Below are 23,460 nucleotides of genomic sequence, written 5' to 3'. Positions count from 1 at the left end.
CCGGGACGCAGGGCCTAGCGAACCGCGGGCGGGGGGCAGCGGGAGGTGTGTGCGACCGGCGCCGCGGTTCGCGGCGGGCCGGCTCGGGGAGCGCTCGTCGTCCTGGCGGCCGTGGGGCGCGTGGGCCGGTTGGCCGGCGCGGGTGAGGAGGAGGTGGCCTGCTGCCACCGGGTCCGGATGGCCGACAGGTCGGCGAGTGCTCGGCGGCTGCCGACGACGAGTTGACAGGGCGTGGTGGCCGGGTCGTCGATGAATGCCTCGATGCGCTGGCCGATGTGGTGGGCGGTGGTGAGGACGGAGCGCTGGAGGACGAGTTCGCCCCAGTGTTCCGGGGAGCCGGCCGGTTCGGTGAGCAGGCCGAGCAGGTGCTCCGGTTCGACCTCTGTGCCCAGGAGGCCGCGATGCTGGGCTTCCCACAGGACGGTTACGGGGTCGACGGGCGTGCCGCGGCGGATCAGGGTGTTCAGGCACCTCCACAGCCCGGCGTGGAACGGGCGGGTGAAGTCGTCGGCTGTAAGCCACCGCATCCTCCCGACGTCAGCGGGGCGCGCGGTTGCCGCGGCGAGGAGCAGACGTTCCTCGCCGGCTGCTTCTTCGCCGCCGTGTATGGCGGCCGGCGGCGTGACGGTGCGTGGCAGTGAGCTGGAGCGCGGTGGGAAGCGGGTGGCGACATCGTCCACGACGGCGGCGAGGGCGTCCGCCTCGGCGAACGCGGTGGGCACGGGGTGCGGGAGCGAGGTGTCCCGAGTGGTCTGCGTGAGGTGCTGGGCAGCGGCGCGCAGGAGGCGCCGGGAGTGCTCGGCCTCGACTATCCGCGCGTATGCGGGCGCGTGCCGTGGCTGGGGGCAGAGCTGGATGAGGTCGTGCAGGTAGGAGGGCGTCAGTCCGCGAGCCTGTTGGCGGGCTGTGGTGAGCACGGCGTCGAGCCATTGAGTGTTCTTCGCGTGCTCGGCCGGGTCCGGGACGGGCAGAGAGCGGATAGCGGCGAACAGGGCCGTGTGCGCGTAGTGGCCGAACGAGGCACCGGTGATCCCGGTGACATCGCCGAGGCGGTGCGGTTCGAGGAGGAAAGCTCCAAGGAGTGCCTGCTCGACGTGGAACACCGGGTCAGGAGGCGGAATGCCGGCGAGGTCGTCCTCACCGGTTTCGGGGGTGCGGGGCATCAGGCGGTCAGGGCGAAGTCGCCGGGGTTGAGGGCAGTACGCAGGTGCGGGGCGAGAAGGTGAGCCGCGAACAAGGGCGGCACGGCGTTGCCGATCTGGGAGAACTGCTGGCCCTTGTTGCCCTGCCAGGGATGGTCGGCGGGGAAGGTCTGCAGAACGCCGGCCTCTCTGGCGGTGATCCGGATCGGCTCCGGTGGCGGCTGGCGCTCGTCCGTGGGCGGGGCGCCGACGGGCTCCGCGACCCAGGTGCACTCATTCGCGCGATGCCCGAAGAACAGCGTCCCCGCAGGCTCGTCCAGCCGCCGCACGGTGGCGTTGGCCTGGTTGTTGCTGCGCAAGGCCCACTTCCAGTGGGTGGCCTTGCTGGTGAAGGTGGGCGCCGGACTGCCCGCGGGAGTGGCCGATCGGCTGCCGTGCCGGGCTGTCCAGCCCGCTCCACGGGTCTGTGGTTCGAGCACGACGTCCGCGGAAGCCGCTTGGGGGTGCCACAGGCCCTGCTCCCGGGCGGTGGCGAGGGCCTGGCGTGAGCCGGAGGGGAAGGGCTCGGGCCCGCCGCCCGGTCCGCCGCCGGCGCAGATGGTGGGAACGGGCCGGTCGGTGGCACCCCAGCCGAGGGCCTCGGCCATGCTCACCCACCGGTCGCGGCCCGGCCCGAACAACGAGTCGGGCTCGGCGACTTGGGAATGAGTAGGCACGGGTGGAGCAGCGGTCCGGACGCGGGAGGCGAGGAGGATCGCCCGCCTCCGGGTCTGGGGGACGCCGTAGTCCGCAGCGTTGAGGATCCCGACCCACACGGAGAACCCCCAACGGCGCAGCACGGCCGCGTACTGCCGCCACAAGGGCAGCACGTCCGGCACTTCCTCCATGGCGACCCACTCGGGCTCGCCGACCGCGTTCAGGGCGTACAGGTAGCGCATCGGCTCCGCCGCGAGCAGGCTGCGTTGGTCGCGGCAGGAGGCGAGCAGGCGTTCGCGGGTGTCGCGTCCGGCGGCGAGGTCCGCGACCGCCTGGTGTACGAGCGGCTGGTCCACCAGCCCGAGACGCTTGCCGGCCTTCGACCATGCCTGACACGGAGGAGACGCGATCAGCCCGCGGGTCCGGCCGACCCAGGGCCACGTCGGATACACGGCGACATCGGTCCGCACCGTCAACTGCCCGGCAGCGGCACGGGTTCTACAGGCCCACTCATCCCACTCCAGGCCGACATCCCGCTCACCGAGCACGTCCAGGGCCTTGCTCCAGCCACCCGGACCCGCGAAGAGATCAAGGATCAAGTGGCCAGCCCGAAATCGTCCTGTGCCGGCGCGTCCGCGTCCCCCCGGCACGCCCAGGGTGAGCAGCCGTCCACGACCCCGTTTTCCAGGACCTCCGCAGCCCCCGTCCCGATCTGGAGCTCGGCCCGTTCAGCGGCGGTCACATGATCGATCGGAGCCTCGCCCAAGGGGACCCGGGAGCGGTGCAAGAACGCCTCGCCGAGCAGCCTTTTCCCCGATGCGTTGGCGCGGGCGTTGCCCTGCCGGATTGCCGCATCGAATTCGACCACATCCGCCCACTCGGACGGCGACGTGTCTCTGATATGCCTCCACTGCGCATTTCCGTGGAACGGGCACCCCAGACAACTTGATTTCGGAGTATCGGCCAGCCCGCGCGAGGCCAGGTAGCGGATGCAGTCTGCCCGGCTCCAGTCCAGATCCAGCAAGGGGTGCCGGTTGCGCATGTATTTGACGTCGGCGTCCTTGGCCCGATGGAATTCATCGGTGGAGATGCCGACCCACTGCTCGACGAATACGCCCTTGGGGACGTGTGAAGGATAGGGGTGTCCGAGGATCTGGCGGACCTTCTGCTTGATCGGTTTGATCTTGTATTCGCCGGTGCACTGCCTGCGGGTCATCCCGGGGCGGCCGTCCGTGTTCAGGATGTGGAGAGGCATGGAGGCGAACCGGTGATCCGGATTAAGGGCGTCGCTGCGAATATTTCCGGATGAGACACGGAGCACCGGTATGCCGACGGGCTTGGCTATCTCGCTTTCCAGTCGATCCAGGTGGGAGTAAACGGCTTCGGGCTCCCACCCGGTATCGGCGAAAATGGCGTAGTCAACCTTCGGGAGAGTTCCTTCGGCCGACAGGGAGAGGAGTGTGCTGGACTGAACTCCCGCACCTAGAGAAAGGATACGGAATCGAGGCTGTTCTGAAATGGTCTGTCCTGCGGGTGAGGGAAAAAGAGGGCGCGCCCTCCATGCGGCTGATATGCGCGGGCCCGGGCGGCACCAGGCGGACGCGATGCAGTGCGTGGCCGAGGACGGGGATGCGGTCGAGGAGGTCGGCGGGCGACTCGACAATCTGCGGCAATGAGGATGACCTGGCCCGGTGCGGTACGAGTCGCGTCGATGGCCAGGCGGGAGAGGATTTCGGCCGACGTGGGGAACTCAGGCGCTGGTCTTCGTGAGGGGGGCCGCGCGCAGGGCCTGGGCGAACGAGGCGGCCAGGGCGGGAGCTCGACCGGGGTCGCTGGCCAGAGCCCGGACGATGGGGGTGCCGATGACGACGGCGTCCACGAGCGGTGCAACGCGTGCGGCGAGGGCCGGGGTAGAGATCCCCACTCCCGAAACCACGGGGAGCGGGCTCGCTGCCCGAAGACGCTGAATCAAGGCGGCAAGAGGCTGGATGTCGAGCGGGCCCTGATAGCCGGTGGTGGCCGTGCTGGCGGGTGCGTAGAGCCATCCGGACGCGCCGGTGACGGCGTTCGGGAGGCTGGCGTCGGGGATGGTGCGCGGGATGAGGTGTGGGGTGTGAAGGCCCGCATTTCGTGCGGTGTCGTGCCAGCGGGCGGCTTGGCCGTCGGGCAGGTCGACGACCATCACCCCGGCGGCGCCGGCGTCGGCCAACAGGTGAGCCAAACGCTCGGGGCTGTGACGGCTCACCGGCTCCCAGTACGTCATGACGACGGTCGGCCGCAGGCCGGCGGCGTGCTCGACCGCGCTGACGGTGCGATCTAGCACCCTCCCGCCCTGCAGGATGCGGTGGTACGCGTTCTGGATGACAGGTCCGTCGAGGAACGGCGTGTGGTGTGCGAGGCCGACCTCGAAGAGGGCTGCCCCCGCCTGCGCCAGGCCATCGAGATGACGACGTTCCGCGGCTGCCGCGTTCAGACCAGCCGGGACGAACACGCCAAGCCTGCAACCGGGTTGGGCGAAGAGAGTACGGAGCGGAAGACTCGTGGCCTGGGGGGCGTCTTTCGTGGAGGTGCTGTCGCAGGAGGTCAAAGACGCCCTCCTACCGGTGGAATTGGGGTGCTTGCATGGATGACGGCGCTCCGGTTGGACGCCGGGTGCTGAAACGGGTCGCCCGGGTCGACGCCGTTCACCGGCGCCTGCCGCCCGTATTGCCGGGCGCGGGCACCTTGCCCGGCGGCGTGGCCTGGGAACGGGCAGGCTTTTGGAGGTCCAGCACCAGCTTCCCGGCAGCCGTGATCCGGATGTCCTTGCCTGCGAAAGCAGAGGTGCCGTTGTCGATGCGGATCAGGAGGTACTTCTCCAGCACGCCGAAGGGCTTGGCGTGGATGGCCTTGCCGTCTCCGGCCCGGACGCTGTCGGCTCCCCCACGACGCGTGTAGGAGCGGGCGCCGCCCTGGGCGATCTTGCCGAGGGCCGCGTACTGAGCGTCGGTCAATTGCGGCAGCGGCGGGCGGTGTTCTGGGTGATCCTTCAAGTCACGGACGATGCCGGAGGCGGTGTAGTGGCAGCAGGTCGTGCAGAGTTCGAGGTGGTGGGCTGCGGTGGTCAGGCTGTCGGCCAGGAGGGGCGCGGCTTCGGCGTGACGGGCCTGGCGCATGGCCGCGTCATCGAGCGTCGGCCCGTCGCCGAAGGCGGCGGCTTCGAGGGGGTTGTCGGCCACGGCCCGAGCCAGCTGTGAAGCGGCGACGGAGGCGGAGGCGACGACCTCGCTGAGCGTTTCCAGGGAGGCGCGGCTGCCGGGTATGGCCGTGTACTGACTGCCGTCGAGAACGGACAGCCGGACCAGCGTGCGGCCGACCAGCTCGTGGATGGAGAGGATCTTCGGACCGAGCTGCTGCAGCAGTTCGCTGCCCGGACGGGCATCGAGTGCGGCGACAGCGGTCTGAAGGGCACCGAAATCGGTGCCGAGCCGACGGAGATGGTCGACCTGAACGAGCAGGTTGATCTGACGCAGGGCGATGACGGGGCTCCGATGCGATGAGGGTCAACGGGTACGCCCTCGTGCGGCGTGATGAGCGTGCTGCCGGGGGGCGATGGCGAAGGTGAGGGGAGAGCTAGGCGGTGGTGTCGGGGTCGTGGTGCTGGAGTGCGTGCTTGGCGATGGCCCGGGCGGTGATGGCCTTCGACGCGAGAGCGGAGGCGGCGGAGAGTTCGTCGGCGCCGGGCTCCAGGTACCACGGGCGCAGGTCGAGCATGGCGGCTCGCATGCCGGTGGCGAAGCAGAGCGCAGTGCCCTTGGGGAGCGCGCGGATGGCGTCGGCGGGCAGGATCCGTTCCTGTCGCATGCTGACCGAGGTCGACTTGCCGGACTCCGAGTGCGAGACGGAGGTCGTCTCGACGTCGTGGTCGCCGATCAGACGGCTGAGCTTGTCCGCGAAGTCCGGGTCGTCGATCCCGGAGCCGATGACCTTGACGGTCGAGGCGGACCACATGGCGTCCATTCCGGCGTCCGACCACACCTTCTGGCCCTGGCGATAGGACTGCAGGATGGTGATCGGGATGATGCCGCGAGACCCGAGGTGCGAGTACAGGTCCGGCAGATCCGAGATCTTGCAGACGTTGGCGGCCTCGTCGAGGATCGCGAGCATGGGCGGGTCGAGGCGTCCGCCTGCGCGTTCGGCCTGCGCGGTCGCGGCACGCATCACCGAGTCCGCGCACGCGGCGATCAGCGCCGAGGCTCCGCCACCGCCGTCCTTGCTGAGCAGGAACAGCGTGTCGGTGGAGGTCACGAACCCGGACGGCTTGAACTCGGCGGTGTCCTTCTGCGGGGTGACCCAGGCAGCGATCTCGCTGTTCAGCAGCGCGGCGGCGTACTGGCGGGCGGTCTCGTAGATGCCGTCCCGGGTTTCCGGCGGTCCCTCCACGGTGCCCTTGAGCTGGGCGGCGACGGCGGCGAATTGGTGATCGCGGAGGATGTCGAGAGGGGTGCGGTCTGTGGGGAAGGCCAGCCACTGCATGACGTCGGTGATCGGCCGGTCATCGAGGGCCGCGGCGAGGAAGAGTTGGGCGAGGATGTTGGATCCGGCCTTGGACCAGAAGTCGCCCTGCTGAGAGGCATCCACGCTCGCGGCGAGGAAGTGGCCAGCCAACCGCCCGGCGCCGTCCAGGGTTTTGGCGTCCGCCAAGGGGTTCCACCACATCTCGCGTGCGGCGTGCGCGATCTGCTGCGGGTCCATCGACCACACCTGTCCGACGCGGGCGCGGGCGTCGTAGGTGGTGGTGAAGGCGTCGCTGGCGGCTTTGTTCGAGGTCAGCAGGACCGGGCCCGGTGCGGAGAGGATGGAAGGGATGGCGAGCGAGGTGGTCTTGCCCGAGCGGGGCGCCATGATGGCGACGGCCACGTCCTCGTAGCCCATGCGCACCTCGTGCTTGGTGCCCTGCAGATTGCCGAGCAGGACGCCGGTGTCGCGGGCCTCGATGCGCTTGGCGTCCTTCAGGCTCGGGCGCAGGGAGCGGGCCTTGTCGGTGATCGCCTTGGCCATCAGCGGTTCGATGTCCTGGGCCTTGGCCATGCCGGTGATCTTCTTGCGGCCGCCGCTGCGGTTCTTGTGCCGGGCCCACAGAATGCCCGCGGCCGTCCCGAGGGCAAGGAGGAAGAGAACGGGAACGATGCGTGCACCGATCAGCAGGGATGTTTCTCCTGCGTCGGGCCAGACCTGCTCAGGGTGGAGCAGGGCGGTAGTCGGCTGGTAGGGGGCCCAGCCGGATCCGGTGAGGTAGGCGGTGACGTTGCCGGACAGCCAGGCGAGGTGGGACAGGGGGACGACGACGGCGAGCACGCCGAGGAGGAGGCGCAGGACCAGGTCGTATCCGTCGGTGTTGCTGTTGGAGGAGGAAGGGGGCAAGGGCTACGTGCTTCCAGGCGGGAGCACCGCATCCAGCCAGGTGGCGCGGTGTGCTGAACTCGACCTCGACAGTCTCGGGAGCCGGGGCGTGGTCACTTCCGTACCAGAGGTCGCTGATCGGCTGGGGGAGCCGGTGCCGGTGTAGGTGCCAGAGGTGAGGGGGCTTTGCGGGCCGCGGTGTTGATCTCGCGGAGCGTCTTGCCGTGGGTGGCCCAGTCGTCGAGGTAGCTCCACGATTCGGCGTGGTACTCGGCGAGGGCGTCGTCGAAGGTAGTGGTGCCGGCCTTGGCGGTGGCGGGGAGGGCGTCTCGGGTTTCCAGCCACTGCTCGTGCAGTTGCTCGAGCCGGTCGAGGGCGGCGTGCAGGACGCCCAACTGGTAGACCCAGCGGCTCTGCACAGTGCCTTCTGGCAGGTGCCCCAGTTGCGTTTCCGCTGTGACCAGCAGGTGGCGGGCGCCGTACCGGAGCGATTCGAACGCCTCGGCGGTGTCGGCGTCGCGCCGGCTCGCGCGCAGGCCGTAGGCGTGGTCGTCGTAGGGCCATCCGTCGAGGTCGGTGTGTTCGTCGGCATAGGCGTCCCAGGCGTCGAGGGTCTTCTTGCTGTCGCTCACGTAGCGGTCGAGGTGACGGAGGAAGTCGCGGTGTGCGCGGTGATCGGCGGAAATGGGGGAGGAGTCCTGTCGGTTCAGCGGCGGGCGGCTGGCTGGGCGGTGTGGGCCTTCGCCGGGGGCGGTGCGGGTTTCGTCTGCTGTCGGCGGGCGGAGCATGCCCGGGCGCGGAGCGACTCGATACGCGCGGTGTGCGCGTCGACCACCTGCTGCGGGCGCAGCGGGCTGGGCTTCTGCGCGGCGCTGTAGTGGCCGGTGCGGTCGTACATGCCGCGTTGGAGCGGGCTACGGTCGGTCAGCGCGGTGAGGAACGATCCGACGAGGTGGGCGGGGGTGCGCACGTCGAAGTAGGCGTGCCAGATGCGCGGACCGAGGAACTGTCCGTGGCCGGGCCCACGGGTCTCGACGTGCCAGGACGGCCGGTCGCTGAATTCGCTCAGCGGGCGCAGTTCGATGCGGCACATGGAGTCCGGCGAGTGCGCCGTGCCGTCTGGGGCGCGGTGCCAGCCTGCCGAGGCCACCGGCTGCCACGGGTCCTGCTGTTGTGGCGGCGAGGCGATGAGAGCGTCGGTGAAACCGGCGAGGACCTCGGCGGGCACGAGTTCGCCGAACTCGGCGTACCAGCCGGGCTCGGTGTCGGTGGGCTCGGCCCGCAGCCGCCACCACGCGGAGGTGGTGGACTGCGGATCGAACTGGAGGCGATGGCGAAGATCGGGGCTGTGCAGGACGATCTCGGCGCTCAACGGGTCGGAGACGGCGCTCCATCCGGCGGCGGCCAGGCTGTGGGTGACGTGGCGGGCATCCCCTGGGCCGGCGAGGTGACGGGGGCTGGTGTCGAACGGGATCTGCCAGGCGTGCTTGTCGGCGAACGCGGCGAGCTGCCGCTCGCTCAGGGGCACTGGCCGCACCCCGGCTCGCTCGTGGCGGTGCTGCCGTACAGGTCGGGGCTCTCGCGCAGGGAGTCGGTGAAGTCAGACAGGGTTTCGGGCAGTGTGCGGATGCTGTCCGGGGTTAGTGCCGGCATCGGGCTCCTTGGAACGGGGCGTCGGGTCAGCGGCGGGTCCGGGTGCCGTTGGCGGGAGCGCAGGGACGGGCGGTGGCGCGTGGCTGGGTGCTTCGAGCGCTGTTGCGGGCCCAGACGGCGGCGCGGGCGGTCGTGATCCGGGCCTGCTGCCACGCAGTGAGCTGGGAGGGCTTGACGGAGACCGACCATGTACGGATCTGTGCACTCAGGGGCACGCGTCCGCGCGGACGCATCACGGGGTCGGGGCTGGCGAGCTCGGCCGAGAAGGCTTGCACCAGGTGGATCGGCGTGTTCGGCGTGAAGTTGGCCGTCCAGCCGTTGCCCTGCCGGTCCTTCGCTCCGGTCCACCACATCACGCCGCCGTCAGGGCCCTGCTGGTACTGCATCCACGTGGTGCCGTCGGGACTCGTCGCCGTGTAGTCCTGACCCTCGAAACGCGTGTGCCACTTCTGCTCCTCCAACGGTGCCCAGACGTTGGGGGCGTGGGCGGAGCGTGGGCGGTTGAGAGCGTCGGTCAGACCGGCGACGATCTCAACCGGCGTCTGTCGGCCCAGGTACGCCGACCACTTGTCGTTCAGGCCGTCCGCTTGGCCGTGGATGGTCCACCCGCCGGGAAGGACGTAGGGGTCGTAGGCGATACGGACGGTGCGGTCCGGACTCTCCATGAGCAGAGGGCCGTCCTTCTTGGACCTGTCCTGCCATCCCGAGGCGCGCAGGAACTCCGAGACGTGGCGGATGTCGCCGCCACCGGCGAGGGCGCGAGGCTGGACGAGGTAATGCTGCTCGGCCTGCTCGCCTGGCCCCCAGCCCTGCCACTGCTTCTTCTTCACCGGTGCCGCCGGACCACGAGTGGTGCGGGTGTCGGGGGCTTCGCCGCGGTGGTGGCGGGCTGGGTGCCGACGTGCTGCAGGGTGTCCTGGTGTTCGTCCAGGTCGAGGGTGATGTCGTGCAGTTCGTTCGAGGCGCGGCCCAGGGCGAGCCACACCTCCGCGGGGAGGGCGCCTTGTTCGGCCTGGTCCTTGGCGAACACGCTGCCGGTGGCGACGAGGTGGGTGATGCCGCCGAGGACTCCGGTGTCCGGGTCGAGAACGCGGGCGATGACCTGCGCGGCCTGGGGCGGGGGAAGCTGGGAGAGGTGGTCGGCGAGCTGGCCGAGCCGGCGGGTGATCTCGTCGGCCAGTCTCACCGGGTAGGGGGCGGGGTGGGACATGCTGCTCCTCCGGGACGGTGGACGGTGGACGGTCAGTGGCGGTGACGGGGGCCGACGCGCTGCGTCTCGGCGAGGACGTCCTCCGGGCGGGCGTCGGCCAGCGGGGAAGCACGGCCGGGGCCGGTCGGGATACAAGCGCGCAGGTAACGGCGGAACAGGGCCGTTGCGAGTCGGGGCTTGAGCCGGTGGCTGATCGGTGGGGGTGTACGGGGTGCTACTGGTTCCTCCGGGAATCGAGCGGGGCGGGGCCCCCGGTACGGTGCCAGGGCCGCCCAGGCGTTTTACGGAGCGTGTCGGGCTGGCGCGGGGCCCGAAGGGCAAGGGGGCGGTGCCGGGTTCTGCACGGAGAAGCAAGCGATGACGTACTCCGGCACCCACAAATCGGGCTCCTTGAAGGTCATCGAGTCCGGGTGGTCGGCGTACGGGGGCCGACCGGGACCGGCGGCAGGGAGGCCGGGGCGTAGGTGGGCGCGGTCCGGCCTGCGGGGTGCCGGAGGGCGGTGCCGATGCCGAGCATGTCCAGCTGCGGGCCGATCTCGCGCAGGGCACGGGCCTGTACCTGGGTGTCGTCGCCGTTGAGGCGGTAGACGCCGATCTGCGGGTCCTGGACGAAGCCGTGGGCGACGAGGATCGTGCCGATCCGGTCGTCGACGGTGGAGGTGGCAACGCTGCCGTCTGACTGCCAAGCCAGGACGACCCGGTCCGGCTGGGAGAACTGGATGCCTCCCGGGGCGTTGTACCGGACCTGGGCGAGCGTGCTGTCGTAGCGGGTCAGCAGATCGCCGGCTATCTGCTCGGCGCTCAGGAACGGGTCGTCCCCCAGGGCAATGCCGTTGGGCTCGGGAACAGCGCGGTACGCCTCGTCGGGCAGAGCGCGGGGCGCGACGGCGGCGATGAGGAAGCCGTCACGCTCGTCGTGCCGGTCCAGGACGACGAGCTGGGCACCGTCCGGGCGGCTCAGGACGGCTGCCTGCTTCAGAGGGTGCTCGGCGAGGGAGGCGGCGACCAGGTCCAGGTCCCAGATCCGGTCGGCGAGTTCGGTGAGGTCGTCCTTGGCGTCCGGCGGGAGGTGGGAGCTGGTCCAGGTGCCGGGGAGTTCACTGGCGAGGACGTCGGCGTACGAGGCGAGGCGCTCGGAGATGTCATGGTCGTGCATGGTGTCCTTGGGCGAGGTAGGAGTCAGTGGCGCGTCCGGAGCCCAGCGGGGGCGGTGGGACCGGGAGCGTGCGCGGCGGGGTCGGGCAGGCGCACACGGCGGAGCGCTCGCGTTCGGCGGCGGGGACCTCTTTGGCGCAGGCACTGCGGCCAGGGTGAGGGGCGTGCCGGTTGGCGAGCTTGTTACGGAGGTAGGAGAGGTCGCCGCGGATGACGCGGAGATGCTCGTCAGCGAGGTGGCGGAGCCGCCGGGCGATGTACTGGTCGGACGGACCGCCAAGTCCATCGTGGAAATCGGCGGAGGCGACGAGGACTTCCTCCAGCGCGGCGAGGATGCCGTCGTGGGGGCGGTCAGCTCGGTCACTGCGTCGGCCGCCCCATGGGCGGTAGCGGCCTTGCGAAGGCGCTTGGCGAGGTGGGCGACCGGAGCACCCAGCGGCAGGTAACTGGTAGGGCGGGCGTCGGTGTCGAAGTCCGTGTCGCAGTCAACGTGGTACCCGGCGGAGCGAAGACAGGCGACGGCGTTGGTGGCGAGACGGAACTCGTCGTCCTCGGTGAGCCTGGTGGGGGCGCGGTGGTAGGTCTCGTGGACGCGGACGACGGTGACGAAACCCGTGCGCTGGAGAATGCTGTGCGTCTCGGAGTCACCGCCACGGGCGAGGAGCTCGCCGGAGTGCGGGTCGCGGCGGATGTCCAGGAAGCGGTCGGTACGGGGCAAGGAGACGTTTCTCCTACGGCGATCGGTGATCGGTGGGAGGTGTGCCGGATGGCGGACGGTACGGCGGCGACCTGTGACTGGACCAGATGGGCTGCGGTGATGCCCAGGTCCTGATGGATGGTGTGGAGACGGCTGGTGATCAACCCCAGGTGATGCGCCGTGTCGGCTCCGGCAGCGCCGGGCTGGCGGGCCGCGCTGTGGGGCCGGTGCGGACGGGGATCAGGCGGAGGCCCTGCTCGACGCGGCGCGCCCCGTCCGCAAGGCGCCGCAGGATGTCCGTGGGCGGGACGTACGGCATGTGGATCCGCTCGTGCAGGCGGGGGATCACCGGCTGCCCTGGATGTCGGCGATGTGCAGGAGCTGGTTGAGGGCGGTGATGGTGTACCAGCCGCAGTCAATGAGCTCGTTGCGGTCGGCGTAGCGCAGCAGGAGGGCGTCCTCCATGGCCCGCAGGTAGATCAGGCAGTCCGGGCAGCGGCGCGAGAGGTGCACGAGGTAGCGGGGGTGGCCGGTGACGTAGGACTGGGTGCCGCCGGTCGAATCACGCAGCCGCCAACCGTCCTCGTCGGTCGGGGTGTGCCAGGACGGGGCGACAACGCGCATCGCGTCTCCCCATAGCTCCCCACCGGATATCCCCTTCAAGACGACGACGGTGTCACCGGGCTGGAAGTGGGCGTGGGTGATGTCCCGGTCGGGGGTGAGCGGGTCAGGCGTCGGGGCGAAGGCCGAAGTGGGTGGGGGCTGGGACATGCGGTTCCTTCCACGCGATCGGTGGCGGGGTGGGAGGAACAATGGTCCGGAGGAACGCCGGTTTGGCTAACCGGAGGTTCCCGGCTATGTTTCCCCGCCGTCAGCGGAACGGGTCCTCCGTCCCGCGGTCCGACTCGGTGGCTGCGTCGAGGAGTTCGAGCAGGTCAGTGCCCTCGGCGTCGCGCTGGTCGATCCACCATCCGGCACGGGTTACGGAGCGGGCCTTCTCCTCCAGCTCCGCCCAGTCCGCCTCGCCCCAGCTTCCCTCCACGACCAGCGCGGTGTGCGCGGCCGTCATCAGCTGGTGGCGCGAGCGCTCGCCCCAGTCCAGGGCCTTCTGCGGGCCTTCCAGCTGCGGCATGTCGAACTGCGTCGCCCAGGCGACGGCAGCCTCCTTCTCAGCGGCGCGCTTGGCCGCGAGCCACTCCTTCTTGGACTCGGTGTCGGCGTCACGCACCGCCTTCCAGCAGTCGGTGCAGTCCTTGGCCGCGAGCCAACGGGCAAAACCCGCCCGCTTGTCGGCAGGACGGTCGGACAGGTCATGAACCACCTGGTGGGAGCACGTGTGCTCCACGGTCCACTGCGTACGGATTGCCACGTGGTTGTTCCTGCTTTCTGTCTTCTGCGTCGTCTCAGCGTGTCCGGCGGATGGCGTCTGTGGCCGCCGTGGCGATGGCGACGGGAGCGCTGGAGGGCTGGGGCAGGTGCAGCAAGGTGGTCCCCGGCAAGTGGTGGGACTTCGCGGTGAGGGTGAGCTGGAGTACGGCGCAGCCGGCGGTAGTGAGCTGCTTGACGCGGGTGACGGCTTGAGCGGTTTCGTCGCTGCCGTACCGGGCGTCAGTGACGATCACGAGGAGGCGGCCGGCGCCGGGGCGGCGGAGTTCGAGGCCGTGGTCGAGTACGTCGATGGCGTCGCCGAGGTTGTGGTGGCCGCCTTTGGCATCGAACGTCGTCACGCGCTCTGGTGCTCGGTGGGTGGGTCGGGTCAATGCGGTCAGGTGCATGTCGTAGGCGATGGTGGCGGTAAGGGAGTCGGGGTCGGTCAGGGCTGCTGCGCGTGCCACGATCCAGGCAGCGGACGCGACGGGCGCGCAGGCGGCACGCATGGAGCCGGAGACGTCGACGGCGATACCCACACGCAGCGGTGGGGTGGGGGAGTTCCGGCGGCGGGTGTGGGTGAACGGTTCCGCGGTGGGGACCGACCCGGCCGCGCGCTGAGCGTCGCGGGCGAGGGCCGCGCGCATGTTGAGGCGGCCGGGCGGGGTGGGGCTGGTGGTCCGCTCCTCGGTCCGCTCGCGGTAGGCGGCGGCACGCAGGGCGCGGCTCAGGCGCGCGGCGGCACTCTGCTCGGCGGCGGTGGGCCTGCGGGTGCCAGTGACCGGGTTGCTGCCGTGGGGCGCTGGTGTGCCGTCGGGGGTGACGGTGGTGCCACGGGCGTTGAAGACCGACTTGGCGGTGGCGGCGGCTTTGCGTCGCTGCCCGGCCCGCTGGGCGCGGTCCTGTGCCTGCGCCTTGGACTGCGCGGCCACGGCGTTGGTCGCTGCGGCCTGTGCCGCGAGGTCGGCGGCGTCGGTGGCTGCCGTGCTGTCCATGACGACCCCCACGGCGCCGCACAGCAGATCGGTGAGGTTCTCCGGCACGGGCAGGGCGGGGGCAGCGGTATCCAGAGCGTCGCACCATTTTTGAGCGTGCGCGAGCATGGTCGTGGCGTCGTGGTCGGCGCACTGATGGGCTGCGGTCCAGATGCGGGTGAGGGTGGCCAGCAGGTTTGCGCCCAGCACCGTTTCGCACAGATCGGCGACAGCCCGGGTCTCGCCGGCATCCAGGATGCCGACGTCACGGCGGCCGAGGACCAGGGCCGCCACGCCGGCGGCGTGCTCGATGCCCTGGAGGGTGGGGTGGGCGATGTCGGGCATGACCAGAGTTCGGGCACTGGTGCGCAGGTACGTGCGGTCCGCGGGCCGCGTGATCAGGTGTGCGCCTTCGACACGGCTCTCCTCCAGCAGGAGCGCGGCCTCGACGACACGGGGGTCCGCTCCGGCAGGCTGTGTCCAGACGGAGTGGGCCGCGTGCGCGGCCTCGTGGACGAACACTCCCCAGGCGGCGGGATACCGGTCCTCGTCGCCCACGATCCGCGGATGGATCTCGTGGGGCTGGAGCGGGGCGAACAGGCGGGCGTCGAACTCGACCTCGCCCAGAGTGGGGAAGAACGCGGCCGGTGCGCCGCTGCGCGTGCCGGGGCGGCAGGTGACGAGGAGGTCCTGGCGGCCGGAGAGGTCGACCAGCCGGTCGCCGAGTTCGGCTCCCACGCGCAGCCACGCGTCCGAGGAGGAACGGGGCTGCGCGGGCGGGGCGCCGTCGTCGTCCCAGCGCGCGAGGTCGGCGTCGTCGTCCGGCGCGGTGGCGGGGGACTGGACGTGGTGGTGGGCGCTCATCGCGCGCGGCCCCGGCGCGCGGAGCCGGTGCTGCCCGGGGGCTGCCGGACGGCCGAGGCGGAGAGCTGCTTGCCGAGGGTGAGGGGCGCGACCTCCTTGACGCCGACAGCCTTGATGACGGCAGCGGCGACGGCGTCGCGATCCTCCACAGGAGCGATGCCGACCAGGTTCGCGAGCGCAGCCTTGGTGCCGAGGACGGCCTCGGTCCTCTGGTAGCTGAGCAGTTCCCGCAGTTGGGGGGCCCAGCCCAGCTCGCCGAGTTCGACCTGGTGGGCGAGGTGTCGGGCGACCCGGACAACCCGTGCATCGATCCTCAAGGCCAGAGCGAGGTCATAGTCCGTGCCGATCTGGATCTGCACGCTGAACCGGCTCGCGAGCGCCTCCGTCAAAACCGCCCCGTGGACGCCGGGATTGTGGCCCGCCACCACGTAGAAGCCCGGCTCGGCCTTGATGGTCTCGCCCTTGTGGGCCTTGACCTGGATCTGCCTGCGCCCGTCCATCGCGGGATACAGCGCCGCCAGGACCTTCGGTGAGATCAAGGTGGCATCGTCGATCAGCAGGGCGCGGCCCTCGGTCATCGCGGTGACCAGCGGACCGTACTGGAAGACGTAGGCTCCCGCGTCGTCCTGCGTGTACTCGCCGATCAAGTCGCCGACCGTGGTGTCGCCGTCACCGGCGACGGTGAGCAGGTCCGGGAACGCCGCCTCGACCAGACTCGTCTTGCCGGTGCCCGGAGGGCCGTAGAGCAGCACCGGCACGTCGGCGTCGCGCAAGCGATTCAACGCCTCGACGTCGGGCAGATCGGCCAGCTCCCGGGGGTGGTAGACCTGGCCCCCCGCGCGGCGGATCGGGCCGGTCTGCCTGGGCGTGGCTGCTGCGGGAATGGTCGTGCGGGCCGTGGCCGCCTGGGCGCGGGGAGAGTGGGTGCCCGGTGGGCTGATCACAGCGGTCTGCGCGGCTGCGGCGGTTTTCCCGTTCGCGCGGAACTCCGGTTGTCCGGTTCCGCCTTGGTCGGCCTCGCCGCGTCGCACCAGGGTGAGGGCGGCGTTGCGGACGGCGCCGTGGGAGTGGCCCAGCTGCCTGGCCATATCCCCGATGGTGAGCGTGTCCGCCGACCGGTCGGCCAGCAGCCGGGCCACCTTGGCCCGTAGTTCGCCGCCCTTGGTGCGCGCTGGACTGGTAGGCGTTCCGGGTGTGGTCAACACGAGGGCCCTTCAACAGATGCGGGTGCGGGCGGGGTTGGCGATGTGCTGGAGAGGCTGGCCGCTCTCGGAGCGGATCACGGACTGTGCCGACATCGGCGACCGGGCCAACCGGGGCGTACCGTCGGCGCTCACCGGCCGACCGAGGGCTCGGTCCAGGTGCACGGGATGGCCGGCGACGAGCAGCTCGCTGGCTGCCGAGCAGGCCCGTGCGTCCGCTCCGTACCGGGTTCCGATGCTCGGCAGGCGCAGCCTGGCGTCTCTTCGAAACCGGCCTGGAGCAGGATCCGCCGGGCGGCGGCGTTGTAGCCGGTGGTGGTGATCTCGCCGGTGATGGTGTGCCGGATCGTCACGAACGGCTCTGCTGGTGCTTCGGGCAAGGCGGATCTCCTGTCGGCGGTGGCGGGAAAGCGGTGGGGTGTTGGACGAAGGCGAGGCGGGCCCGGAGCTTCCAGCACATCAACGGTGCGTGGCTGGACCACGAACGATGGGCAATGACTGCCGACATGCTCCAGGGCGGGCCTCACCGCCCCGCAGCTACCTGAATCGCCTTTCCGCACGTTCTGATAGCCGGGTGTACCAACAACTGCCATGGATGGATCTCCTCAAAGCGATTCAAGAATGGAGGTGTTGAGGACTGTGTGCCTCGGCCCCGTGGCGGCCCGAGGCACACGGTTCTGGTGTTGGCGGAACCGGGGGATGGCCTAACAGAACCGAGATGCGGGCACTCGGGAAGCCGGATGGTGATCGCGGACGCGGAACCGGCGGCCGGGTCAGAGTCGTTGCCGTCGTGGACTGCCGGCAGGGGTGGGCTGCGTGGTCATCGCGACCTTCGTGCGGCCCGCCACCGGCGGTGCCGACCGGGCGGGCGACGTGGCGCACAGGTCAGGGCCGAGTTCGACGTCGTAGCGGGCGGCGGTGAGCATTTCCGCGGCCCAGGTGGCGTGCTCGTTCTCCCAGGTGGGACCGAGGCCGAACGGGAGGCGAATCCACCGGCCACGCAGCGTGGGACAGGTATCGAATCCGGCGCGGGCCAGGACACTGGCGGCGAAGGTGTCGATCGGGCCGTGGACTTCGACTTCGCCGCCCTGGCCGCGGGTGATGCGGATCGCTTCGGCGCTCATCGGCTTCGCTCCGTTCGGGCCGTGTGCGCGTGACCGACGACGGGCACGGTGGCGGTGAGTAGCCGTGGACTGGGCGCGGACAGCGCGGCAGGTCCACCGGGCACGGCGGCCCGGGCCTGACGCTCGAACGCTGCGCTGTCGGCGAGCCATGTCTCGATGGCCGGCAGGACGGCGAGACCGAGCCGCTCACGGACCTGGCTCCACTCGTGGGAGGACAGTGTCTGGGGGACCGAGTACAAGTCGCGTCGCAGGTCGTTCCACTCGGTCCAGGCGTCCTGGCTGTCGGCGACGGCTTCGTGCAGCCGGGCCAGCGCCGCGGCGTCATCGGGCCAGGCGGTGGCGGCGGGTCGGCAGCGGGCGAGCAGGCCCGGGGCGTGGTCGAGTACGGCGCGGAAGGACAGCCATGCGCGGTCGGCGAAGTCCCGTGCCAGTCCTGCGATCAGGTGGGAGGTACTGAGAGGTACCCCGTCGCTGTAGCGGCCGGATTTCTTGATCACCTGGAGCGTCTCATGTTCCTCCCGGATGCGCTCCAGGCCGCGCAGGACGTTGTTCAGGTTCTGGTTGTGCAGAGCGCGACGGTAGGAGGGCAGGAAGGTGTGGGCGATCGCGTGTGCGGCGAGGTCGGGATCGGCCGACAGCACGATGCTGTGCGGTGTGGTGGGGTCCGTGCGGGGGTCCTCTTGCTCCCGGTCCGTGAGAGCGCCCAGCAGGTACCCATTGCGGTGGCCGGGGCGCTCGATCAGCAGCAACTCGGTGTCGGCGCTGTTTTTCAGCACAGAGGCGAAGGGGACGCGGTGGTCTTCGAGGGCACGGTAGATCTCGTCGGCCTCCCACAGCATGGGCCAGAGGTCCTCCTGCCACAGCGGGTGGCTGAAGATCTGCAGCTCGGCTGTCCACGAACCGGGGAGCCGGGCGGCGATCTCGGCACCCAGGTCGCCGAGGTAGGGCCTGCTGCTGGGGGTGATGGTGGCGCAGTGCGCGTGGGCATGATGCACCAGGGCGCTGGCGGTGGACCGGGTGGCCTGTGGGTTGGTGAGGGGGAAGACGAACGCTCCGTTAGACAGGCGGCTGAATCCGGCGTCGTCCAAAGCACGTTCGGCCTGTTGGTAGTTCTCGCCGGACGCGATGGCGACGAGACCGAGGGCTCGGCTGGTGGTGAGGGTGATCTCAGCGGAGTGGGTGAACATCGAGTTCCTGAAGGGCGGAGTGCGCATTCGCATTCGCCGAGGTGGGTGGCGCGGGAAGGGGACCAGGGATCAGCGAGCGGGCCCCTTCGCCCGCCGCGGGCCGTGCAGGGTTGCTCCCCGCCGCGGTGGGAAGGGGGTGCGGTGCTCGGCGGCGGTGCGCAGCAGGGCCGCGGCGTGGACCAGGCGCCGGTGCGCATGGGCGATGGTCCACAGCAGGCCCTCGCGGGCGAAGGCGAGTGCCCGTTCCCGTTCGGGACCTGCGGACCGATGTCGGCAGTCGTCGGCGTGGCCCAGGCAGGACACGGCCGCGCCGAGATCGCGCAGCGCGGCGCCGACTGGTTCAGCAGCCTTCACGAGTGCGGTGGTGGTCTGTCTGATGTGGGCGGCGGGCGGGAGAGGTTCGCGGCTGCCGGCCCGGAAGCGGAAGGCGGACTCGCTGGAGAGGTTGTTCAGCAGCCCCTCGACGGTGCGGATTTCGTCTTCCAGGATCTTCGCGAGGGCCGGAGTGGGCTGGATCATGTCGGGTAGCGGAAGCCTGTCGGCGGCGTCGTTCAGTTGGCCGGCCAGGGTGATCAGCAGCATCTGCTGGTCGAGGTCGGACAGAAGTAGCTCCTCTCATCAGCGGACGGTTCCCGGTTTTGCCCGCGCTGCCTCGGGTGCGGATACGGGCCTTCGTCCGGAATTGGCATCGTGAAATCATCAAGCGATGACCGAACCGAGCAGCGACGACGGCAGCACCTTCCGGCGCGAGACCGAGCGGGTTGTCAACGAAATCTCCCAAGGGCTCCGTACGTTGGATGCTGGTGCGGGCTGGTTCTCCGGCCTCGCCCCGACACGCCAGCAGGAGGTTCTGCAGGAGGTCGCCGGCTATGCGATGCAGGCGCACATTACTGCTGCGGACGGCTGTGCGGGGGTGGCGCGGTCCGGTGTGAAGCCCACGGCCAACCCCTCGGTGATGATCTGCATGGACCCGCCCCGCTACGGGTTCGCGGGCCTGCCCTCCGCTGAACACGTCAAGGCGTTCCGTGTCCTTGTCTCCGTGTTCGCCGTTGCTGACACTCGCCGCCGCGAGATGTACTGCAAGGGCGACTGTGGACATGCATGGCACGACCTGCCGACGGCGACCGAGTAGCCGTAGCATCGGCCGCTCCGGTGCTGGCTGGGCTGGTTATCGGGGATGAGCTCCGTGAACTCGGGGCTTCTCAGTGCATGCGAGCGTCGGTGTCGAAGAGCACCAGCTCATGGGGGTGTAGGAGGTGCTGCACGATGAAGCTCCTGCCCGCGACTTTCCACAAGCCGCGGCCCCGGTTGAGGTGAGAGATCGCGTCGGTCTCCACCGAGGTCAGGCCCAGCAGGGAGGCTGCGGCATGGAGTTGGTCGGTCTCTTGGCGGTAGATGATGCGGGTGCTGCAGTCGGCGAGGAGTCCTTCGGCGAGAGCGCGGCCCTGTGATCCGGCGTCGCCAGCGGTGAGCAGGTCGGACAGCCGGTGGATCACCATGAGGTTGGCGATGCCGAGGCCGCGGCTGAGCTTCCACTGGGCCTGCATGCGCTGCAGCAGCCCGACGTGCCGCATCAACCTCCACGCCTCGTCGTACACGATCCAGCGCCGACCGCCGGACGGATCGGAGAGGGCGGACTCCATCCAGGCACTCGCGCAGGTCATGGCCAGGACGAGGGCGGTGTCGTCGCCGGAGCCGCCGAGCCGGGACAGGTCGATGGTGAGCATCGGTGCGTTCGGGTCGAAGGCGACGGTGGAGGGGGCGTCGAACATGCCGGCCAGGTCACCGTGGACGAGGCGCCGCATCGCGTGGGCCAGGTCGCGGGCGGCGTCGCCGAGCCGACCCGACATCATCCCGGCGGCCTCGTCGAGCGCACTGGGGGTGTTGAGGGCGGCGGCGACGTCGCCGAGGAGCGGGGTGCGGCCGGTGGCGGCGGCGCGGGTGACGGCGGCGTCGAGGGCGACGTCCAGGGCGGTGTGCTCCATGGGCGTCAGGTCCCGGCCCAGGACCGTCCGGGCGAGGGAACCGAGCAGGAGCAGGCGCCGTTTGCGGATCTCGCCGACCCAGGCGGCCTCCGCCACGCTCTCGGGGCGCGGGGCCGCGTCCAAGGGGTTCAGCCGTCCGGGCAGACCAGGGCCGAGAGCGACGGACCGGCCGCCGAGGGCTTCCGCCACCGGCGTCCATTCACCTTTCGGATCGCACGGCACGTAGACGCGGTATCCGAAGGCCACCGAACGCAGCGCGAACGACTTGGCCAAGGCACTCTTGCCCTGGCCGATGACCCCGGCGAGCAGGAGGTTCGGATTGGTGAATCCCTCTACGCGGCCGTACAGCGCGAACGGATCGAAGACGAACGACGCTTCCGCGTGGACGTCGCGCCCGATGTAGATGCCCTCGGCGCCGAGGCCGCCTTCGGCCAGGAACGGGTATGCCCCGGCGGCCACGGCCGTCGTCATGCGGTGGTCGGGCAGCTTCAACCGGTTCCCCCGCGCGGAGGCGGTCCCAGGACGGCCGCTCGGAGGGTAGAGCGCGGCGGGTATCTCGTGCTCGGCAGACGTGCTCTCGGTCTGGCGGGCGCCAGCTTCCGCGCGGGCCCTGGCGGTGGCCTCGGCGAGCTGGCGACGCGCGGCCTTGCGGCCGGCACGGTCGGTGCCGTCGGGCGTGAAGAGCGGACTGACGGAGGCGCGGCGGGAGCGCCGGGCGGGCCGGTTCGTCATCGAGGGCCCTCGATTCTGCGGGCGGGGCTCATCGCACACAGGCCGTGACGTGCGGACGGAGGTCGGTGGGGGTGGCCTTACGGCGGAGGACGTGCCCGGCGGCGAGGTGGCGCTGGCAGATCGTCAGAACGGGCGGCCCCTCGGGCAGCCGCTCTGGATGGCAGATGTTCGTCTCGCCTTCTGCCGCGGTGCTGGCGGGCAGCAGATGGAAGGCGGAGTGGACCTCGCTGGTGGCCTGCCAGAGACGGGTGTGCGCGCCGGCCAGGTGACGGCCGGCGGCGGGGTGCGGCGGACGGGTGGTTTCGGCGAGGCGGTCCAGGAGCTGGAGCAGGGCGGTCAGGTGGGCGTGGAGCACGTCAAGGTGCGGACGGTCCGCCCGCCGGGGCGCGGTCGCGTCGGATGAGGCAAGGGCCCGGGTGTGGTGGCGGACTCCGGCGCTCGCGGCGCGGAGGTAGGGGTGCGCGTCGCCTGGAGGTGTGCGGGAGGTCAAAAGCGGTGGTCCTTCTTGCCGGGAGGCAGGAGCGGCGACGAGTGGTCCGTCGCGGACGAGCGAAGAGCAGCGGGCCAGGGCGTCGGTCGACGGGACTGACTCACAGGGCGGTCCGGGCGAGCGGGAGGGCGGTGAGAGTGAAGGCTTCCGGCTGCTGGTAGTTGAGCCGCCGGAGATCGACACCCGAAGTGACGGCGTGGGTCTCGATCTGCGCACAGGCGGCGTCCAGGAGGGCGTCGGTCTCGGCGGTGACGGTGACCAGGCCGGTCAGGGCCACGTCCGCATGTCCGGCGATGAGCTGGCGTTCACGCTGCTTGACGTCGGCGTACTCGACAGAGTCCTCTTCGGAGTCGACTTGTCCGCGGCGGGCGCGTTCGTTGGCGTCGGCGATGATCGCCGCCTTCTTCCGCTGGACGTCTCGCAGCGCGGACTCGAGCCCCTGCGGTACGTAGATGAGGGAGAGGCTACGCCGCACGCCGGCCGTGAACATGATCCCGTGCAGGAACCCGGCCCCCATCTCGGTGCGCGGCCAGTTCTCCACCCAGTACGTCGCGTGCCGTGCGCTGTCGGTGGCGAGGCGGTCGTACTCCTCGAACTGGACGACGGGCCCGGCGGCTGCGGGGTCGGCCTCCGTGCGACCGGTCTCGGACCACTGCTGGAGTGCGGCGAGGGCCTTCGGGTCGTAGGCGGTGCGGATGACGGCGGCGATCTCCCGCGCGGTCAGCCACCCGGTGACCTGGAGTCCGGCGTTGCGGGCGGCCTGCGCGATGCCGGCCGTGGTCTGCTCCATGACGGTGAACGCCCCGGGCAAACCTCCGCCGGCTTGGCGGATCAGGCGCCGAGCGGCCTTGAGGTCGAGGGAGACGGCGAGGTAGGTCTCGTGCGGGGCGGCGGTGGGTCCGGCCGAGGCGACCAGTTCGGAATAGATCTGTCCGGCGACGGGGGTCTGGGGCTGCCCGTTCTGGGCCCAGTGGCGGGTGAGGGTGTCGCCGCTGTCGGGGACGGTGCGCTCCAGCACCTGGACGGTGGCGATGTGCCCGGCGCGGGCGATGCCCGCCAGCGCGCGTCCCCAGCTGCTCACGTTGTGGTTCTGGGCCGCGGGGTCGAGAAGGGCGAAGGCGCGGCTGCTGACGCGGGCGATGGCGGTCAGCGTCTGGTGGTGCGGGTCGTGGACGGCCGCGGCGCCGTTGACGGAGTCTCCGGGGGTGACGACCTTGAGCGAGGCGGCGGTGCCGGGCAGGTGAAGGGCGCCGTCCTGCCGGGGCCGGGTGACGGGGCGGGCGAGCCAGAGGGTCTGTCCGGTACGGCGGCGGTGTGCGTAGCGAGCGACGGTCGGCGCCCAGTCGATCAGGGAGCGGCCGTGCCGGCGGATCGCGACGAGCGCCCCGGATGCCGCCCACAGCGGGGCCAGGACGACGGCCCCGAGCAGTCCGGTGGAGATCACCGTCATCAGCAGCAGCGCCAACGTGCAAGAAACGAGGACGAGTTGGGGCAGGGAGAGGCCGAGGAGGATGCCGCGGCGGGACCGGTGCGGAAACTTCACCGTGACCGGGGCGACGGATAGATCAGTCATAGGGCGGGTCCTGGAGGCGCGAGTGG

Annotated in this window: 26 protein-coding genes; 3 read left to right on the top strand and 23 right to left on the bottom strand. The window is 70.6% G+C overall.

Translation table 11 applies throughout. From position 1 onward, the window contains the following. Positions 1-14 precede the first annotated feature (14 nt). The 5 genes from CW362_RS14695 to CW362_RS43285 form a co-directional block, all read right to left on the bottom strand. Positions 15-1,163, bottom strand: coding sequence for a DnaB-like helicase N-terminal domain-containing protein (locus tag CW362_RS14695; RefSeq protein ID WP_103549882.1), 1,149 nt, complete (start codon positions 1,161-1,163; stop codon positions 15-17). Further along, the gene (locus tag CW362_RS14690) at positions 1,163-2,437 is read right to left on the bottom strand and encodes a DNA cytosine methyltransferase (protein WP_103549881.1); all 1,275 of its coding nucleotides are present in this window, start codon (positions 2,435-2,437) and stop codon (positions 1,163-1,165) included. The genes CW362_RS14695 and CW362_RS14690 overlap by 1 nt, the downstream gene beginning before the upstream one ends. Beyond that, positions 2,434-3,333 carry an adenine nucleotide alpha hydrolase family protein gene (locus tag CW362_RS14685; RefSeq protein ID WP_240657795.1) on the bottom strand — a complete coding sequence of 300 codons (900 nt, stop codon included), beginning with the start codon at positions 3,331-3,333 and terminating at the stop codon, positions 2,434-2,436. The genes CW362_RS14690 and CW362_RS14685 overlap by 4 nt, the downstream gene beginning before the upstream one ends. A 255-nt stretch (positions 3,334-3,588) precedes the next feature. Continuing rightward, positions 3,589-4,329: a tryptophan synthase subunit alpha gene (locus tag CW362_RS14680; protein ID WP_162684079.1), complete on the bottom strand. Its 741-nt coding sequence runs from the start codon at positions 4,327-4,329 to the stop codon at positions 3,589-3,591. A 193-nt stretch (positions 4,330-4,522) separates the two neighbouring features. Next, positions 4,523-5,056, bottom strand: coding sequence for a hypothetical protein (locus CW362_RS43285; protein WP_162684078.1), 534 nt, complete (start codon positions 5,054-5,056; stop codon positions 4,523-4,525). A 144-nt stretch (positions 5,057-5,200) separates the two neighbouring features. On the opposite strand from CW362_RS43285, the gene CW362_RS43280 reads away from it, so the two are divergent. After that, positions 5,201-5,377, top strand: a complete 177-nt coding sequence (locus CW362_RS43280; RefSeq protein WP_162684077.1) for a hypothetical protein — start codon at positions 5,201-5,203, stop codon at positions 5,375-5,377. 73 nt (positions 5,378-5,450) lie between these two features. On the opposite strand, the gene CW362_RS14675 is transcribed toward CW362_RS43280, so the two are convergent. The 7 genes from CW362_RS14675 to CW362_RS14650 form a co-directional block, all read right to left on the bottom strand. After that, positions 5,451-7,241: a type IV secretory system conjugative DNA transfer family protein gene (locus tag CW362_RS14675; protein WP_103549879.1), complete on the bottom strand. Its 1,791-nt coding sequence runs from the start codon at positions 7,239-7,241 to the stop codon at positions 5,451-5,453. Between the two features lie 92 nt (positions 7,242-7,333). Beyond that, positions 7,334-7,852, bottom strand: a complete 519-nt coding sequence (locus CW362_RS14670; RefSeq protein ID WP_206300960.1) for a hypothetical protein — start codon at positions 7,850-7,852, stop codon at positions 7,334-7,336. 74 nt (positions 7,853-7,926) lie between these two features. After that, positions 7,927-8,748, bottom strand: coding sequence for an SPDY domain-containing protein (locus CW362_RS14665; RefSeq protein ID WP_103549878.1), 822 nt, complete (start codon positions 8,746-8,748; stop codon positions 7,927-7,929). Further along, entirely contained in the window at positions 8,739-8,873 is a 135-nt protein-coding gene (locus CW362_RS45255) for a hypothetical protein (RefSeq protein WP_276313667.1), read from the bottom strand. Before CW362_RS45255 ends, CW362_RS14665 begins: the two co-directional genes overlap by 10 nt. A gap of 26 nt (positions 8,874-8,899) precedes the next feature. Further along, positions 8,900-9,703: an SPDY domain-containing protein gene (locus CW362_RS14660; protein WP_103549877.1), complete on the bottom strand. Its 804-nt coding sequence runs from the start codon at positions 9,701-9,703 to the stop codon at positions 8,900-8,902. Then, entirely contained in the window at positions 9,700-10,083 is a 384-nt protein-coding gene (locus CW362_RS14655) for a hypothetical protein (protein WP_103549876.1), read from the bottom strand. Before CW362_RS14655 ends, CW362_RS14660 begins: the two co-directional genes overlap by 4 nt. 397 nt (positions 10,084-10,480) lie before the next feature. Beyond that, positions 10,481-11,239, bottom strand: coding sequence for a hypothetical protein (locus CW362_RS14650; protein ID WP_103549875.1), 759 nt, complete (start codon positions 11,237-11,239; stop codon positions 10,481-10,483). 378 nt (positions 11,240-11,617) lie between these two features. Here CW362_RS14650 and CW362_RS44040 point away from each other — a divergent pair, with 378 nt between their 5' ends. Beyond that, positions 11,618-12,070, top strand: coding sequence for a hypothetical protein (locus CW362_RS44040; RefSeq protein WP_206300959.1), 453 nt, complete (start codon positions 11,618-11,620; stop codon positions 12,068-12,070). Positions 12,071-12,280: 210 nt separating this feature from the next. On the opposite strand, the gene CW362_RS14635 is transcribed toward CW362_RS44040, so the two are convergent. The 8 genes from CW362_RS14635 to CW362_RS14600 all read right to left on the bottom strand — a co-directional run bounded on the left by CW362_RS14635 (position 12,281) and on the right by CW362_RS14600 (position 19,236). Continuing rightward, entirely contained in the window at positions 12,281-12,706 is a 426-nt protein-coding gene (locus CW362_RS14635) for a hypothetical protein (protein ID WP_103549874.1), read from the bottom strand. A gap of 100 nt (positions 12,707-12,806) precedes the next feature. Beyond that, positions 12,807-13,304, bottom strand: a complete 498-nt coding sequence (locus CW362_RS14630) for a hypothetical protein (RefSeq protein ID WP_206300958.1) — start codon at positions 13,302-13,304, stop codon at positions 12,807-12,809. Positions 13,305-13,338: 34 nt separating this feature from the next. Continuing rightward, on the bottom strand, positions 13,339-15,141 hold the full coding sequence (locus CW362_RS14625) for a hypothetical protein (protein ID WP_103549872.1): 1,803 nt from the start codon (positions 15,139-15,141) through the stop codon (positions 13,339-13,341). Continuing rightward, positions 15,138-16,280, bottom strand: a complete 1,143-nt coding sequence (locus CW362_RS14620; RefSeq protein WP_162684081.1) for an AAA family ATPase — start codon at positions 16,278-16,280, stop codon at positions 15,138-15,140. The genes CW362_RS14625 and CW362_RS14620 overlap by 4 nt, the downstream gene beginning before the upstream one ends. A 194-nt stretch (positions 16,281-16,474) precedes the next feature. Further along, positions 16,475-16,696, bottom strand: a complete 222-nt coding sequence (locus CW362_RS14615) for a hypothetical protein (RefSeq protein WP_103549871.1) — start codon at positions 16,694-16,696, stop codon at positions 16,475-16,477. Between the two features lie 420 nt (positions 16,697-17,116). Continuing rightward, on the bottom strand, positions 17,117-17,467 hold the full coding sequence (locus CW362_RS14610) for a hypothetical protein (protein ID WP_103549870.1): 351 nt from the start codon (positions 17,465-17,467) through the stop codon (positions 17,117-17,119). After that, complete coding sequence (locus CW362_RS14605) at positions 17,464-18,654, bottom strand: hypothetical protein (RefSeq protein WP_103549869.1); 1,191 nt, start codon at positions 18,652-18,654, stop codon at positions 17,464-17,466. The genes CW362_RS14610 and CW362_RS14605 overlap by 4 nt, the downstream gene beginning before the upstream one ends. Positions 18,655-18,723: 69 nt before the next feature. After that, entirely contained in the window at positions 18,724-19,236 is a 513-nt protein-coding gene (locus CW362_RS14600) for a hypothetical protein (protein WP_103549868.1), read from the bottom strand. Positions 19,237-19,360: 124 nt separating this feature from the next. Between CW362_RS14600 and CW362_RS14595 the strand changes: the two genes are divergently transcribed. Then, entirely contained in the window at positions 19,361-19,786 is a 426-nt protein-coding gene (locus CW362_RS14595; protein ID WP_103549867.1) for a DUF5958 family protein, read from the top strand. 70 nt (positions 19,787-19,856) lie between these two features. Here CW362_RS14595 and CW362_RS14590 read toward each other — a convergent pair whose 3' ends face one another. From CW362_RS14590 to CW362_RS14580, 3 genes are all read right to left on the bottom strand, one after another. Beyond that, positions 19,857-21,371 carry a VirB4 family type IV secretion system protein gene (locus CW362_RS14590; RefSeq protein WP_103549866.1) on the bottom strand — a complete coding sequence of 505 codons (1,515 nt, stop codon included), beginning with the start codon at positions 21,369-21,371 and terminating at the stop codon, positions 19,857-19,859. A 28-nt stretch (positions 21,372-21,399) separates the two neighbouring features. Then, the gene (locus CW362_RS14585; RefSeq protein WP_103549865.1) at positions 21,400-21,861 is read right to left on the bottom strand and encodes a DUF6238 family protein; all 462 of its coding nucleotides are present in this window, start codon (positions 21,859-21,861) and stop codon (positions 21,400-21,402) included. A gap of 100 nt (positions 21,862-21,961) precedes the next feature. Next, positions 21,962-23,434: an SCO6880 family protein gene (locus tag CW362_RS14580; RefSeq protein ID WP_103549864.1), complete on the bottom strand. Its 1,473-nt coding sequence runs from the start codon at positions 23,432-23,434 to the stop codon at positions 21,962-21,964. Between the last annotated feature and the right edge of the window lie 26 nt (positions 23,435-23,460).

Origin of the sequence: Streptomyces populi (assembly GCF_002911015.1) — a bacterium.
In the GTDB taxonomy this organism is placed as follows: Bacteria; Actinomycetota; Actinomycetes; order Streptomycetales; family Streptomycetaceae; genus Streptomyces; species Streptomyces populi.
Note: the sequence above shows the minus strand (reverse complement) of the source record. Positions and strands in the feature narration are given on the sequence as shown.